Origin of the sequence: Stutzerimonas stutzeri, assembly GCF_002909485.1 — a bacterium.
GTDB classification, from domain to species: Bacteria; Pseudomonadota; Gammaproteobacteria; order Pseudomonadales; family Pseudomonadaceae; genus Stutzerimonas; species Stutzerimonas stutzeri_AH.
This window is the reverse complement of sequence record NZ_PPXG01000001.1, coordinates 647,204-661,589: the sequence shown is the minus strand read 5'-3', so window position 1 is coordinate 661,589 and position 14,386 is coordinate 647,204. Positions and strand designations below refer to the sequence as shown.

At 61.4% G+C, this 14,386-nt stretch carries 10 protein-coding genes; 3 read left to right on the top strand and 7 right to left on the bottom strand.

What is annotated here, in order from left to right; genetic code table 11:
- Positions 1-30: 30 nt before the first annotated feature.
- The 7 genes from CXK91_RS02840 to xthA form a co-directional block, all read right to left on the bottom strand.
- Positions 31-864 carry a carbohydrate ABC transporter permease gene (locus CXK91_RS02840; RefSeq protein WP_103454867.1) on the bottom strand — a complete coding sequence of 278 codons (834 nt, stop codon included), beginning with the start codon at positions 862-864 and terminating at the stop codon, positions 31-33.
- Positions 865-874: 10 nt separating this feature from the next.
- Positions 875-1,819: a carbohydrate ABC transporter permease gene (locus tag CXK91_RS02835; protein ID WP_103455007.1), complete on the bottom strand. Its 945-nt coding sequence runs from the start codon at positions 1,817-1,819 to the stop codon at positions 875-877.
- Positions 1,820-1,893: 74 nt separating this feature from the next.
- Positions 1,894-3,201 carry an ABC transporter substrate-binding protein gene (locus tag CXK91_RS02830; protein ID WP_103454866.1) on the bottom strand — a complete coding sequence of 436 codons (1,308 nt, stop codon included), beginning with the start codon at positions 3,199-3,201 and terminating at the stop codon, positions 1,894-1,896.
- A gap of 298 nt (positions 3,202-3,499) precedes the next feature.
- A complete protein-coding gene (locus CXK91_RS02825) occupies positions 3,500-4,405 on the bottom strand; it encodes an AraC family transcriptional regulator (protein ID WP_103454865.1) in 906 nt (301 codons plus the stop codon).
- Between the two features lie 66 nt (positions 4,406-4,471).
- Positions 4,472-5,404: a carbohydrate kinase family protein gene (locus tag CXK91_RS02820; protein ID WP_103454864.1), complete on the bottom strand. Its 933-nt coding sequence runs from the start codon at positions 5,402-5,404 to the stop codon at positions 4,472-4,474.
- Between the two features lie 98 nt (positions 5,405-5,502).
- A complete protein-coding gene (locus CXK91_RS02815) occupies positions 5,503-6,870 on the bottom strand; it encodes a phosphate ABC transporter substrate-binding/OmpA family protein (RefSeq protein WP_103454863.1) in 1,368 nt (455 codons plus the stop codon).
- Between the two features lie 96 nt (positions 6,871-6,966).
- Entirely contained in the window at positions 6,967-7,779 is an 813-nt protein-coding gene (gene xthA, locus CXK91_RS02810; RefSeq protein ID WP_103454862.1) for an exodeoxyribonuclease III, read from the bottom strand.
- 267 nt (positions 7,780-8,046) lie between these two features.
- Here xthA and CXK91_RS02805 point away from each other — a divergent pair, with 267 nt between their 5' ends.
- The 3 genes from CXK91_RS02805 (at position 8,047) to CXK91_RS02795 (ending at position 14,237) form a co-directional block, all read left to right on the top strand.
- The gene (locus CXK91_RS02805) at positions 8,047-8,682 is read left to right on the top strand and encodes a GNAT family N-acetyltransferase (RefSeq protein WP_103454861.1); all 636 of its coding nucleotides are present in this window, start codon (positions 8,047-8,049) and stop codon (positions 8,680-8,682) included.
- Between the two features lie 150 nt (positions 8,683-8,832).
- Complete coding sequence (locus CXK91_RS02800) at positions 8,833-10,560, top strand: autotransporter assembly complex protein TamA (RefSeq protein WP_103454860.1); 1,728 nt, start codon at positions 8,833-8,835, stop codon at positions 10,558-10,560.
- Complete coding sequence (locus CXK91_RS02795; protein ID WP_103454859.1) at positions 10,560-14,237, top strand: translocation/assembly module TamB domain-containing protein; 3,678 nt, start codon at positions 10,560-10,562, stop codon at positions 14,235-14,237. The genes CXK91_RS02800 and CXK91_RS02795 overlap by 1 nt, the downstream gene beginning before the upstream one ends.
- Positions 14,238-14,386 lie beyond the last annotated feature (149 nt).

Genomic DNA, 14,386 nt, shown 5'->3' with positions numbered 1-14,386 from the left:
CTTGTCGATCTTTTTAATACCGCGGCGGCTTTACTTAACAGCGCCGAACGACAGGCCGCGGACCAGCTGCTTCTGGCTGATCCAGCCGAAAATCAGGATGGGGGCGCAGGCGAGGGTGGAGACGGCCGACAGCTTGGCCCAGAACAGGCCTTCGGGACTGGAGTAGGAGGCGATCAGCGCGGTCAGTGGCGCGGCATTGGAGGAGGTCAGGTTCAGTGACCAGAAGGCTTCGTTCCAGCACAGGATCAGCGACAGCAGCATGGTCGAGGCCAGCCCGCCCTTGCTGATCGGCAACAGCACTCGAACCATTTCCTGCATCAGCGTGGCGCCGTCCATGCGCGCTGCTTCGAGAATGTCGCGCGGTATGTCCTTGAAGTAGGTGTAGATCATCCACACCAGAATCGGCAGGTTGATCAGCGTGTAGATGATGATCAGCACCGCGCGGCTGTCCAGCATGCCGAACTGCTTGGCCAGCAGGTAGATGGGTACCAGCACGCCCACTGGCGGCAGCATTTTGGTGGACAACATCCACAGCAGGGTGCCCTTGGTACGCTTGGTTTCGTAGAAGGCCATCGAGTAGGCCGCGGGGATCGCGATCAGCATGCCCAGGGCGGTAGCGCCGAATGAAATAGTCACCGAGTTCCAGGCGTACTTGAAGTAGCCGCTGCGGTCCTGGATCTGCAGGTAGTTCTCCAGGGTGGGCGTGAAGATGAATTGCGGCGGTGTGGCGAAAGCGTCGATCTCGGTCTTCAGGCTGGTCATCAGCATCCAGAAGATCGGGAAGAACAACAGTAGCGCCACGGCCCAGGCGAACAGCCCGACCACCACGGTATTGAGGCGGCGACTTTGTTTAAGCGTCAGCATCGGTCTGTCCTCAATATTTTTCGGTGAGATTCTTGCCGAGCATCCGCACCAGGATGATCGCCGCGATATTGGCGATGACCACTGCGATCAGGCCGCCGGCCGATGCCATGCCGACGTCGAACTGCAGCAGCGCCTGGGTGTAGATCAGGTAGGCGAGGTTGGTGGAGGCGTAGCCGGGGCCACCGCTGGTGGTGGTGAAAATCTCGGCGAAGACCGATAGCAGGAAGATGGTTTCGATCATCACCACCACGGCGATTGGGCGTGCCAGATGCGGCAGGGTCAGATGCCAGAAGATCGCGATAGGGCCGGCGCCGTCCAAACGTGCAGCTTCCTTCTGTTCCTGATCGAGGGACTGCATGGCGGTCATCAGGATCAGGATCGCGAAGGGCAGCCACTGCCAGGACACGATGATCACGATGGAGGCGAGCGGGTGCTGCGCCAGCCAGTCGATCGGCTGGGCACCGAAGAATTTCCAGACCGTGGCGAGAATGCCGGAGACGGGGTGGTAGATCAGGTTCTTCCAGACCAGCGCACTGACGGTCGGCATGATGAAGAACGGCGAGATCAGCATGACGCGAACGATTCCGCGCCCGGTGAAATTTGCCGCCTCAAGCAGCGCGGAAATCAGTACGCCGAGTACGACGCTGATCAGCAGCACGCTGCCGACCAGGATCAGGGTATTGGTCATGCCGGGCATGAAGCCGGCATCGGTCAGGAAGTAATGGAAGTTCTCTAGCCCGACGAAATCGTTCTCACCGGGATACAGCAGGTTGTAGCGGATCACCGAGAAGTAGACGGTCATCGACAGCGGAACCAGCATCCACAGCAGCAACAGCGCAACGGACGGGCTGACGAGAAACCAGCTGGGGCCGAAGCGGCGTGGCTTGCGCTCGCTCGGCTCGCTTGCCGTATCAATGACAGGTGCCTTGGGCAAGGCTGCGGATGGGGTGGCCATGGTGTGCTCCGGCTGAAAGAAGGCCATGAGGGCTCGGGCGAGCCCTGTCCGGTTTCATCTTCGGAAGAAAATGCCTACTTGGGATAACCGGCGCGCTTCATTTCCCGCGTCGTGGATTGCTGCACCGCGGTGAGCATCTGCTCCACCGGCATCTGTCCGGTGAGGGCGGCTGCAAACATCTTGCCTACTTGGGTACCGATGGCCTGGAACTCCGGAATGGTCACCAGCTGGATGCCGACATAGGGAACCGGCTTGGCCGATGGCGAGGCGGGATCGGCCTGCTTCAACGACTTCAGGGTGATCTTGGCGAACGGTGCTGCGGCCATGTATTCATCGTTGTAGGTAGATTCGCGAGTACCCGGTGGCACGTTGGTGACGCCATCGGTTTCGGCAACGAGCTTGGCGTAGTCCTTGGAGGTGGCCCAGGCGGTGAACTGCTTGGCGGCGTCCTTTTGTTGCGAGCTGGTCGGGATTGCCAGCGCCCAGGAGTAAAGCCAGGCGGAACCCTTGTCGGTGTCTTCCTGCGGGGCGAAGGTGAAGCCCACCTTGTCTGCAACCTTGCTTTGTGATTCGTCAGTCACGAAGGAACCGGCGACCGTCGCGTCTACCCACATTGCACATTTGCCGCTGTTGAACAGGGCCAGATTTTCGTTGAAACCATTACTCGACGCGCCCGGCGGTCCGTACTTGCTCAACAGGTCCACATAGAAATTGGCTGCCTTGGTCCACTCGGGGCCGTCGAATTCAGGTTGCCACTTCTCATCGAACCAGCGCGCACCGAAGGAATTGGCGACCGTGGTCACCAGCGCCATGTTCTCGCCCCAGCCGGCCTTGCCACGCAGGCACATGCCGTACTGATCTTCGCCTGGCTTGTGCAGTTTCTCGGCGAACCCGGCCATCTGCGTCCAAGTGGGATGTTCAGGCATGTCCAGGCCCGCCTGTTCGAACAGATCGGTGCGGTAGTAAGTCATGGAGCTTTCGGCATAGAACGGCAGGGCGTACAGCGTCCCGTCTACCGACAGGCCTTCGCGTACCGAAGGAAATACGTCGTCCAGATCGTAGCCTTCTGGCAGATCCTTCATCGGAGCAAGCCAGCCCTTTTCGCCCCAGAGCGAGGCTTCATACATGCCAATGGTCAGCACGTCGAACTGGCCACCCTGGGTGGCGATGTCGGTGGTCAGGCGCTGACGCAGGACGTTCTCTTCAAGCACAACCCAGTTGAGCTTGATGTCGGGGTTTTGTTGCTCGAAGGTCTTGGAGAGGCGCTGCATGCGGATCATGTCCGCGTTGTTCACGGTGGCGACGGTGAGGGTTTCGGCGGCCTGCGCAATACCAGTCGTGGCAATGCAGGCGGTGGCGAGCAGCAAGTTGAATGCTTTCATTCGTGGACTCCTCTTCCAGATCGAACTCTGGAAGCACTTATTGTTTTTGTTGTTACTCGCGTACTGCGCTACGAGCGTCTGGCAGGCATTACAACGCCGGCAGTGGCCACGCGACAAAGCCGTGACTGCACTCGGTTCGATACTTTTTTGCACTCTATTGATCGGGGCGGGCCGCTGGCGACGGCCCCGTCCCAACCTGTCACAGGAGCTCAAGAACCAGGCGTTTCCACAACCAACACCGCGCGAGCGGAGCAGCAGGCGAGCAAAAATGTGTCGGGCCCGACTCGCCTGAAGCGTATCAGCTGGCGAGATTCTGCTCGGTCAGGCGTTGCTCGACGAGGCGCCGATAGCACGACGGGGTCATGCCTTTGAGCTGCTGGAAGCGGCGATTGAAATTGGACAGGTTGTTGAAGCCCGACTCGAAGCAGACATCGGTGATCGGTTTAGCCTGATCGAGCAGCAGCTCGCAGGATTTGCTGATGCGCAGGCTGTTGACGAATTCGACGTAGCAGCGCCCGGTGGCGCGCTTGAAGAAGCGCGAGAAGTAGGTGGGTTTCATGCCGAGATGACTGGCGACTTCCTCCAGCGGCAGCTCGCGCATGTAGTTCTCGAAGATGTAGTTGACTGCCATATTGGTCCGGTCGGCCTGCTGCTCGTCGCCAAGCTGCGCAGAGGTGGCGCCGGAGAGCAGCTGGTAGTCATCGCACTTGGCGAGCAGCTCAAGCATGATCAGAAAATAGCCGAGGCGGGTGGCGCCGTGGCTGTCGGCGATCTGCTGCATCAGCTGGCGCGCTTGGGCGATGGTGTTCGGGCAGCGAAACTCGATGCCGTAGCGCGAGCGTTCGAGCATCGGCGTGAAAGTCCGCAGCTCGGAGAACACAGCGTGGCCGGCCTCGAGCATCTCGTCCGTGAAGTTGACCAGCATGTCGCGCTTGGCCACGACTTCTCCATCCTCGACCTGGCTGATCCAGTTATGCGGCAGGTGCGGGCCAGTGAGGAACAGGCTGTTCGGCACGAAATTACCCACGTAATCGCCAACGAATACCTTGCCCGAGCTGGCGACGATCAGGTGAAGCTCGTATTCCTTATGGTTGTGCCAACGCACCAGCGGACAGGGGAAGCCATGTTCGCGGTAGATCAGCGAATTGCCATGGTGATCGTCCATCAGCTCGTAGGACGGGTCTGAAATCTTCAACGCTCTCATGCAGGGTCCGTTGTCGTGAAACGCCACGAAGGGTTATAGCTGCTGAGGGCGCAATGGCCAAACAGGTCAGTCAATTTCGTATCGGTAGGGCAGGTCCGGGCCGCGCCGGGAACAGGTGACGGCGGCGGCCCTGCTGGCGAATGCGAGCATGGCCTGCAGCTGTGCACGCTCCATCTGCGCGAGCCCCTGCGGCGAGTGCACCTGCTGTTCGGCCAGGTAGGCCAGCAACGCGGCTTGAAAGGTGTCACCGGCACCCACGGTGTCTCGCACCGTGACCGGCTGCGCCGGGACATGGAACCGCCCATGTTGCCGACTGAAGAGTTGCGCGCCTTCGCTACCGCGGGTGAGCACTACCAGCTCGGTGTGGTTACCCAGCCAGCGCTGCGCAATGTGTTCGGGGGCAACGCCTGGGTAGAGCAGGGCCACATCCTCGTCACTGACTTTGATCAGGTGCGCTCTATCGGCGAAGGCCTCGACCCGCTCGCGCCAGCGTTCGAGGTTGGGATCGACGTTGAGGCGAATGTTCGGGTCGAGCGAAATCAGACGTTGCGCATGCTCGCGATGCAGCAAGGCCAGCAGCGTATCGGCAATCGGCGGCGTTACCAGGGAGTAGGACCCGAAATGGATGCCGCGGATGGCGGCTGGCAGCGATTGCAGGTGTTCGGGCTGCAACAGGCGATCGGCGCAGCCTTCGCCGCGAAAGTTGTAGACCGGACTGCCGTCGGTGCCGACGGCTACCATCGCCAGGGTGGTCGGCGCATCGAAAACGGCAAGATGCTCGGTGGCGACGCCAGCGTCCTGCAGAAGCTGGAGCAAGCGATGGCCGAAATGATCACGGGAGAGCCCGCCAAGCAGAGCGACCTGCACGCCCAGTCGCGCCAACCCGATAGCGACGTTGAACGGCGAGCCGCCCGCCACTGCTTCGAGATTCAGGCTATTGCGGCTATCGATCGGCGCCGCGAATACATCGAAAAGTGCTTCACCACAGACGAGGTACATGGAGGATTCCTGCGCTGGAAATCCCCTGAGCTTAAACGCGACGTCGCCCCCTTCGACAGTACGCCCGTGAACGGTCGCCGATACGATCTTGCATTCACTCAGTACACCCAGACTTCCACACGACGGTTCTTCACCCGGCCGCTGCCCGCATCATTAGATGCAACTGGAAGTTCGGCGCCCATTCCATTGATTTCTTTAAGAAATACTCCGCGCTTGTTTAGTTCGCGACGGACTGTCATCGCGCGCAGCTTGGAAAGTAAGGCAGCGCGGGAGGGATCGCCTGTAGCGTCGCCGAATCCCACCAGTGCCGCCGAGTCGGTGAGCTTGTCGTGTTTGCGCAGGTAGATTGCCACCCGCTCAAGGTCCCGCATCGCCTTGTTGTCCAGCTGGGCGCTGCTTTCCTCGAAGCGAAAGTTGACCGTCAGGCGCTGCGCTTCGCTTGCCAACTGCTGGTAAAAGGCCGGCATGTCGGCGAGCGCCGTTTGCCGAATCGCTTCGACATGCTGGGAAACGTAGCCGGATTGCTCAACGATACGTTGGCCAGCTTCGCCATGAATGAACTCAATATAGGCTTCGGTCCAGGGCGACTGTCTGATTGGGTGTGCGTATAGGAACAGTCGGCGTGACAGTGGATAGTCCTCGGTCGCGACCAGCGCGCGGGAGGGTGGCATCGGTTGCGAGTCTCCATCGGCTATGGCCAGGGCTTTGGCCTTGCCTAGCGAGGCCAGGCCGGTGAAGCCGATGGCGCCGGGGTCCAGTGTCACAGCGCGGGAAAGTTCGTCGTTGGATTCGTAGCGTTTCGCATCGCTCCAGAGTGTCTTGCCCTGACGCGCCAGTACCAGCTCGTTGAACGTGTCGTAGGTACCTGAGCGATCATCGCGAGCGTGCAGCCTAACCGGCAGGTCGGGCCCACCCAGATCCCGCCAGTTGCGAATCTCGCCTGCGAAAAGGGCTGCCAGCTGGACGGTAGTCAGCGAGGCAAGCGGGTTGCCCGGATGCGCCACGATGGCCAAACCATCGATGGCGATGACCTGTTCCGCCCTGGCGCTGCGCATGTCGCCCAGGTCGGCCAGTTCGGCGCTCTCGCCGGCCTTGATCGGCCTGGAGGCCGCTGCAAGATCACCCTGGCCGTTCTTCAACCCAGCGAAGCCAGTGCCGGTTCCGTGTGCGGCAACGGTGGCGTAGACCTGCTTGCCTTGGGGCGTGCGGGCGCTGATGCGTTGCTCGTTTTCCACCTCGGTTGGGCGGATGCTCACCTCCTGATAGCCTTCGGCCTCGAGCAGCCCGGCGATGAGCATGGGGGCGAGCTTCGCGCCTACGGTGTTGGAGCCATGGATGCGCAACACGGCCGATTCATCCGCCGGAATCGGCAGTGCCGCAACGCCGTTGTTCGGTACGCCGCTCAACGCTAGCAATAGCAGGGGCAACGCCCGATACCGAAATCGTCCAACCGAACGTGATGTCATCTTGCGACCTCCTTGTAGAAGGTCGCGAGATTAAGACGATTCGGTTACCGAAAAATGACAGCGTGCGCGCAGCGCCTGAAAGGGTGCGCGAATCGGTCAGCGAAGTTCTATCCAGACCGGGCAGTGGTCAGACGGTTTCTCCATCGCGCGGATGTCGTAATCGACGCCGCAATCGCTGACCCGCCCGTGCAGGGCCGCTGTGGTCAGGATGTAGTCGATACGCAGGCCGCGACGCGGGTCGTCCTCGAAGCCGCGGCTGCGGTAGTCGAACCAGCTGAAGCGGTCGGCCACCGTCGGGTTGAGCGTGCGGAAGCTGTCCTGCAGCCCCCAGCCCTTGAGGCGCTCGAGCCATTCACGTTCCTCCGGCAGGAAACTGCATTTGCCCGTGCGCAGCCAGCGCTTTGCATTCACTTCGCCAATGCCGATGTCGCAATCCTGCGGGGAAATGTTGAAGTCGCCCATCACGGCCAACAACTCGTCGGGGCTGAACTGTTGTTCGAGCAGCGCCTGCAGATCGGCATAGAACTTGGTTTTCGCCGGAAATTTCACCGGATGGTCACGGCTTTCACCCTGCGGGAAGTAGCCGTTCATGACGGTTACGGTGCGACCATCAGCATCGGCGAAACGGCCCCATATAAAACGCTTTTGCGATTCCTCACCATCAGCAGGAAAGCCCTTGTGGACTTCCAGCGGTGCCTGGCGCGAGAGCAGGGCGACGCCATAGTGGCCCTTCTGCCCGTGGTAGTGCACGTGATAGCCAAGCGCCTCGATCTCAGCCTGTGGGAACTGCTCGTCAGACACCTTGGTTTCCTGCAAGCCAATGACATCCGGCTGATGTTTTTCAATGATCGCGGAAAGTTGATGAGGTCTTGCGCGTAATCCATTGATATTGAACGAAACGATTTTCATGAAATTCCGTAATTTGCTGTGTTGGTCGCAAAGGCGGTGAGAGCAGTGCGCCCATACCGTCGCCGAGCTGTCGAGGTTTGATAGTCGTGATTCTAGAGATTTGGCGTCGCAGGTACCAACTGCCGACGGGGCAACTAGCGACGGGAACGGTCATCGACATGTGCATCATTGGGTTACGTACGGACGCGGGCCCGTGGTCCGGAGGCATGGCGGGGCGTGCCAACCGCTGCTAAGTTGCAATCACCCTTCAGAGAAACGAGATTTGCCATGCCGATGTCCGCTGAGGTTCGCATGCTCGATAGCGGTTATGACCGCGAAACCCGTTCGCTGCTTTATCACGCTTACCGTCACGAGCCGACCTTCGCCTACCTGTTCGAAGCTGATCGGCCGGGTTACCAGCAGCGCGTGCGCGCCACGGTACGGGAGCTGGTGAATCAGCATTTCCTGCAGCAGCAGCCAGGGCTCGGTTTGCTTGTAGAGGATCGGCTGATTGCGGTTGCGCTGATAGCGCCGCCGCAGCGTCGGCTGGATGTCACCGAGAGCTGGGCGTGGCGGGCACGAATGCTGCTAACCGCGGGTTTCCGCTGTACGCGGCGCTATCTGGATTATCACGCCGCTGTGCTGGCTTGCCTGCCGCCAGGCGCCGTGCATCTGCTGCCGCTGCTTGGCGTGCATCCCCAGTTTCAGAGGCAGCAGTATGGCGAGCAGCTATTGCAAGCCGTACATGAATGGTGCGCCGAAGATGAAACCTCACAAGGTCTGGTAATCGATACTGGCAACCCGCGTTACTTGAGCTTCTACCAGCGGCAAGGCTACGAGGAGATCGGCCAGATCGCCGTCGGGCCTGTGGTGGAGCACATCTTTTTTCATCCTGCGCCAAAGCGGATGGAAGCGGCCCGTTAGGTGTGGCCGAATTTTATCGGGACAGGCCAGTCTGACTGGTCTGAATCCACGCGATGTCAGCCGATGCCCGTTCCCCCCCAAGATCGCCTTACGCCCTGTCTAGCCCACCTGCTCGGGCATGTTCACAAGCCCGTGGTAGCATTGCGCGCCATGTGCAAATCGAACCGAATCGGCCAGCTGGTAGCCGCAATCCTGACATTGAGCGGCATCCACGCCAGCGCCGCTGAGCTCGAGGTTCGTATCGAGCCACAGAACCGGGCACTTCGGGAAAACATCGAAAACTACATTGGCGATCTGGGTGACCGCGACGCCAGCGATTTGCTGCGCTACAGCCGAGTCGCCCAAAGCCAGGCAGAGAAAGCTCTGCAAGCGCTCGGCTACTACCGCAGTCGGATTCGAACCGAGGTGCGTGAAGGCGATGAGCCGACCCTGGTGCTGCGCGTGCGAACCGGTGAGCCGGTGCGCCTACGCAATATCACTGTCCGTCTGGACGGGCCGGCAGCGGAGTTCTCCGGTTTCCGCGTCGCGCAGCGCACCTTGCGCCAGGGCGATGTGCTCAACCACGGTCGCTATGAGGATGTGAAGCAGCAGTTCCTAAACCAGGCGTCGCGCTTCGGTTATTTCGATGGTCGTTTCACCCGTCAGCGGCTCGCGGTAGACCCACGAGAAAACACTGCTGATATCGAGCTGGTGTTCGACAGCGGGGCACGCTACCGGCTCGGCGATGTGCGCTTCGAGGGTGATGCGCCGTTCGATGACGAACTGCTTTCACGCATGGTGCCATTCGATGCCGATACGCCTTACGACTCCGAACTGATTGCCGAACTCAGCCAGGCGCTGCAATCGAGCGGCTATTTCGAAGGTGTCCGTGTGGACGCCAATCCAACCAGCGCCAGCAATCAACGCATCCCGGTTGCCGTTGCGCTCACCACACGCAAGCCGCGCACGTTCGGGCTCGGCTTGGGCTATTCGACCGATGTCGGTCCTCGCATACGGATGAATTGGACGCGCCACTGGGTCAACCCGCAAGGCCATAGCTACGGTGCTGAAACCGAACTCTCGGCACCGCGACAGAACGTCGGCTTCTGGTACGACATTCCCCTCGACCCGCCACTGACCGACAAACTGCGCTTCGTGGGTGGTTACCAGTACGAGGAGATTGCCGGCACCGACAGCTTGAGCCGGCTGCTCAAGGTAGGCCCTGAGTGGCACAGTCGACTGCCTAGCGGCTGGTTGCGTGTGCTGTCGCTGAAATGGCAGCACGAGGAATATCGTCTGGGCGACGATTCCGGTACCAGTACCTTGCTGATGCCGGGCGTCGCCTACAGCTATCTGCGTAGCGACAACCGCATAGATCCAAGTAATGGTTACCGCCTGCAGTTCGAGGTGGCGGGGGCCAAGTCGGGCGTGCTGTCCGACGCTGATCTGATCCACGCCAACGTACTGCTGCGTGGCCTGACTACGCTCGGCCAGCGGCATCGCTTCCTCGGCCGGGTACAGCTCGGCGGCAACTGGACCGACGAATACGTAAATGTACCGCCCTCGTTGCGCTACTTTGCGGGGGGCGATCAGAGTGTGCGCGGCTACGATTACCAGAGCCTGTCACCGACCAACTCCGACGGCGACAAGATCGGTGGCCGCTACCAGTTCGCTGTCAGTGCCGAGTATCAGTATTCGATAGCCGAAAAATGGCGGGTTGCGACCTTCGTAGATCAGGGCAACGCCTTCAATTCGCTGGAAATCCCCACCCTCAAAAGCGCGGTTGGCGTAGGCGTGCGCTGGGTCTCGCCGGTAGGGCCAATTCGCGTCGACGTCGCGCACCCGTTGGACAGTGAAGGTGGCGTACGGCTGCATTTCTCCATGGGGCCTGAGCTGTGATGCGGCTATTGCGTGGGGTGGGGTGGGCGCTGCTTGCGCTGGTATTGCTGCTGGCCATCGGCGTCGGCGTCGTATTCGGCACCGCCAGTGGCAGTCGTTGGCTACTGGCGCAGGTGCCGGGGCTGACGGTCGAAGCCTTCGAGGGCAAGCTAGGCCAACGTTGGCAAGCCGATCGGCTGCTATGGGAGCAGGACGGTAACCGCGTCGAGGTGCAACAGCCGCGTCTTGCCTGGGCGCCGGGCTGCCTGCTCAAACGCACTCTGTGCATCGACGAACTGACTGCCGGTGACATCATTCTCAATTTTCCCCCGACCGAGCCAACTCCCGACGCTGAACCCTTCACCCTGCCGGATCTCGACCTGCCAGTGGCGCTGCAAGTCGAGCGGATCGACATCGGTCGGGTAACGCTCAATGGCAGTGAGCAGGTGCGGCGCCTGCATCTGCAGGCCAACTGGCGTGCGGATGGCCTGGATATTCAGCGTCTCGAACTGCGGCGCGATGATCTCGATTTATCGATGAATGGCCGGCTGCTGCCCAATGGTGACTGGCCGCTGCAACTGACAGGGCAGGCTGCGCTGAAATCGCCGAACGAGCAGCCTTGGGCTCTAATGATTGCCATAGAAGGTGACCTGCGTGAACAGCTGCATGTGCAAGTGCAGAGCCAGGGATATCTGGATGGCACCCTCAGCGGCCAGTTGCATGCGCTGGATGAGCGACTGCCGGCAACCATCAGATTGAACGCCGACGGCTTCAAAGCGTTGCCCGATCTGCCGGAAACTTTGCGCTTGAATGATCTGGAGCTTACTGCGACCGGCAATATGGAAGATGGCTACCGCGTGCTTGGCACCACCCGGCTACCGGGGGACGGCGGCGCGGTGCGCGTGGCGCTCGAGGGTGTAGTCAGCCTGAGCGGGGCGCAGATCGCCATGCTTGAGCTGGACGCCGGACAGCAGCGCGATGTGCGGCTGAGTGGTGATGTCGATTGGCAGGATGGTCTGGAAGCCAACGTTGATCTGCTCTGGCGGGATTTTCCCTGGCGCCGGCTGTATCCGGAGATCGAGGAGCCGCCGGTGAGGCTGCGCGAACTCAAGGCGCAGGTTCAGTACGACGACGGCAATTATCTCGGCAACTTCGAGTCGGCCATGACAGGCCCGGCGGGTGACTTCACGCTGAACAGCCCGGTTAGCGGCAACCTTGAATCAGTCCATCTGCCGCAGCTGGAACTGCGCGCCGGGCAGGGCAGTGCAGTGGGTTCGGTCAGCATCGGGTTTGCCGAAGGCCTCGATTGGAAAGCCGACCTGGCGCTGAGCGATCTCGATCCGGCGTACTGGCTTGCAGAGCTGCCGGGCAAGCTTGGTGGTTCGTTGCGAAGCCAGGGTGCTTTGCATGACAAAGGCCTGCAGGCCGAGGCAAACCTCGATATCAGCGGGCGCTTGCGAGGGCAGAACACCAGCCTGCAGCTGCAGGCCAGCGGGGAGGGCGAGCGTTGGAATCTGCCTGTCGTGGACCTGCGTATGGGTGATAACCGGGTGCACGGCAGCGGTATCTGGGCGCAAGCGCTGGATGGGCAACTGCAGCTCGAGTTGAGCCGCCTGGCGCAGCTCTGGCCGGACCTTAGCGGCCAGCTGAACGGCGAGGTAACGCTGAGCGGCACTGCTGCGGCGCCGAGCGGGCAGGTCGAACTGAGCGGTCGCAATCTTGCGTACCAGGACAATCGGCTGAGGCGCCTCAGCCTTCAGGGCCAGCTTTCCGGTGGCGAGCGTGGTCGCCTGGCGCTGAACGCCGAGCGCATACGCGCAGGCGAGACCGACCTTGGCGCGCTGCAGCTCAAAGCTGAAGGCACCGCGGAAAACCATCAGGCCGACCTGCAGCTGCAGGGCCCGTTGCTCGATCTGGCGCTTGCGCTCGACGGAGGCTTGCGTGGTGATGATTGGGTCGGGCGGCTGACCCGTGGCGAGCTAAGTGCGGAGCAGCAGAACTGGGCCTTGCAACGACCGGCGACGCTGCAGCGTTTTGCCGATGGTCGCCTGGAGCTGGGTGCTCATTGCTGGCTCTCCGGGCCTGCAAGTCTTTGCGCGGAAGATCAGCGGTTGATGCCGGACCCACGAATTCGCTATCGCCTGCGTGATTTCGCGCTGCAGTCGCTTGCCGAGTATCTGCCCGAGGATTTCAGCTGGCAGGGCGACCTGAATGCGGATATTGAACTGGACCTTCCCGCCAGTGGCCCCAACGGACGTGTCCAGGTCGATGCCGGTCCCGGCGTGCTGCGCATCCGTGATGCAGAAGAATGGCATGACTTTCCGTACCAGACCCTTGTGCTCAACAGTCGTCTGCTGCCCGAGCGAATCGACAGTGATTTGCGCTTCCAAGGGGGCGAACTGGGCGAGCTGGACGTTCAGGTGCAAATCGACCCCAGGCCGGAGGTCAAGCCAATCAACGGCGAGTTTCGACTCAGTGGCTTCGATCTGGCCGTGGCCCGTCCGTTCGTGCCGATGGTCGAGCGCTTGCGCGGCCAGTTGAACGGCAGCGGCCAGCTGGCCGGCAGCCTGCAGCAGCCGACGCTCAACGGCCAGCTGTTGCTTACCGGTGGCGAAATTGCCGGCAGCGAATTGCCTACGACGTTCGAGGACCTGCGTGTCCGCGTGCTGATCGAGGGTGAGCGCCTGAACATCGACGGTGATTGGCGAGCTGGCGAGCAGGGGCGCGGCACTCTGAACGGCGCATTGGACTGGGAGGACGCTCTGGATCTTGATCTGGCGATCAAGGGCAGCCGCCTGCCGGTAGTGGTCGAGCCGTACGCGGACCTTGAAGTCGAGCCGAGCCTGCGCATCGTGCTCAGCGGACAGGAGCTGGCCATAAGCGGCCGCATTGAAGTCCCCCGAGGCGCAATTACCGTGCGAGAGCTACCGCCCGCCACCGTTAGGGTCTCAGAAGACACCGTCATCGTGGGACGCGAAGCAGAGGAACCAGCAACGCCGCTGGCGGTGAAAATGGATATCGATGTCGAGGTGGGCCAGGATCGTCTGCGTTTCTCCGGCTTCGGCCTGACCGCCGATCTCGCCGGCTATCTGCATATCGGTGACAACCTGGATGCACGCGGGGAGCTGCAGTTGAAGAATGGCCGCTACCGCGCCTATGGACAGCGGCTGACCATTCGACGTGCTGAGCTGCTGTTCACCGGCATGATCAGCCAGCCGTTCCTCAATATCGAAGCGATCCGCCGGATCGAGGCGGAAAACGTGGTTGCCGGCCTACGCATCACCGGAAGCGCGGAGCAGCCACGCATCGACGTATTCTCCGAACCGGCCATGAGCCAGGAGCAGGCTTTGGCGTATCTGGTGCTGGGCCGTCCGCTGGGTGCCGATACCGGCGACAGCAACCTGCTAGCGCAGGCAGCGCTAGGCCTTGGCCTGGCGGGTAGCTCATCGATCACTGGCGGCCTGGCGCAGCGCCTGGGTATTCAGGACTTTCAGCTGGACACCGAAGGCACCGGCGCTGGAACCAGTGTCGTGGCGACCGGGCGCCTGACGGAGCGGTTGGCGCTGCGCTATGGGGTTGGCGTGTTCGAGCCCTCGAATACCATCGCCTTACGCTATCAATTGACCCGGCGGATCTTCCTCGAAGCCGCCAGTGGTCTGGCGAGTTCGCTGGACGTGTTCTATCGCCGGGACTTCTGAATCGCTTTGCAGCGTCCCACGCCGCTGGGGCTTGCACTTGATGAACCCCTCACGTGACGGCGCTGCGCGGCTTGCACCAATTAGCACCAGCCTGCACTGGCACGCGCACCATAGTGGGCTACGCTGATTTCGCTTTCCGTGCCATTCGT

Excerpts from the sequence above, each read along its gene's own strand:
- CXK91_RS02840 (WP_103454867.1), bottom strand. The coding sequence starts at position 864 with ATGCTGACGCTTAAACAAAGTCGCCGCCTCAATACCGTGGTGGTCGGG.
- CXK91_RS02835 (WP_103455007.1), bottom strand. The coding sequence starts at position 1,819 with ATGGCCACCCCATCCGCAGCCTTGCCCAAGGCACCTGTCATTGATACG.
- CXK91_RS02830 (WP_103454866.1), bottom strand. The coding sequence starts at position 3,201 with ATGAAAGCATTCAACTTGCTGCTCGCCACCGCCTGCATTGCCACGACT.
- CXK91_RS02825 (WP_103454865.1), bottom strand. The coding sequence starts at position 4,405 with ATGAGAGCGTTGAAGATTTCAGACCCGTCCTACGAGCTGATGGACGAT.
- CXK91_RS02820 (WP_103454864.1), bottom strand. The coding sequence starts at position 5,404 with ATGTACCTCGTCTGTGGTGAAGCACTTTTCGATGTATTCGCGGCGCCG.
- CXK91_RS02815 (WP_103454863.1), bottom strand. The coding sequence starts at position 6,870 with ATGACATCACGTTCGGTTGGACGATTTCGGTATCGGGCGTTGCCCCTG.
- xthA (WP_103454862.1), bottom strand. The coding sequence starts at position 7,779 with ATGAAAATCGTTTCGTTCAATATCAATGGATTACGCGCAAGACCTCAT.
- CXK91_RS02805 (WP_103454861.1), top strand. The coding sequence starts at position 8,047 with ATGCCGATGTCCGCTGAGGTTCGCATGCTCGATAGCGGTTATGACCGC.
- CXK91_RS02800 (WP_103454860.1), top strand. The coding sequence starts at position 8,833 with ATGTGCAAATCGAACCGAATCGGCCAGCTGGTAGCCGCAATCCTGACA.
- CXK91_RS02795 (WP_103454859.1), top strand. The coding sequence starts at position 10,560 with ATGCGGCTATTGCGTGGGGTGGGGTGGGCGCTGCTTGCGCTGGTATTG.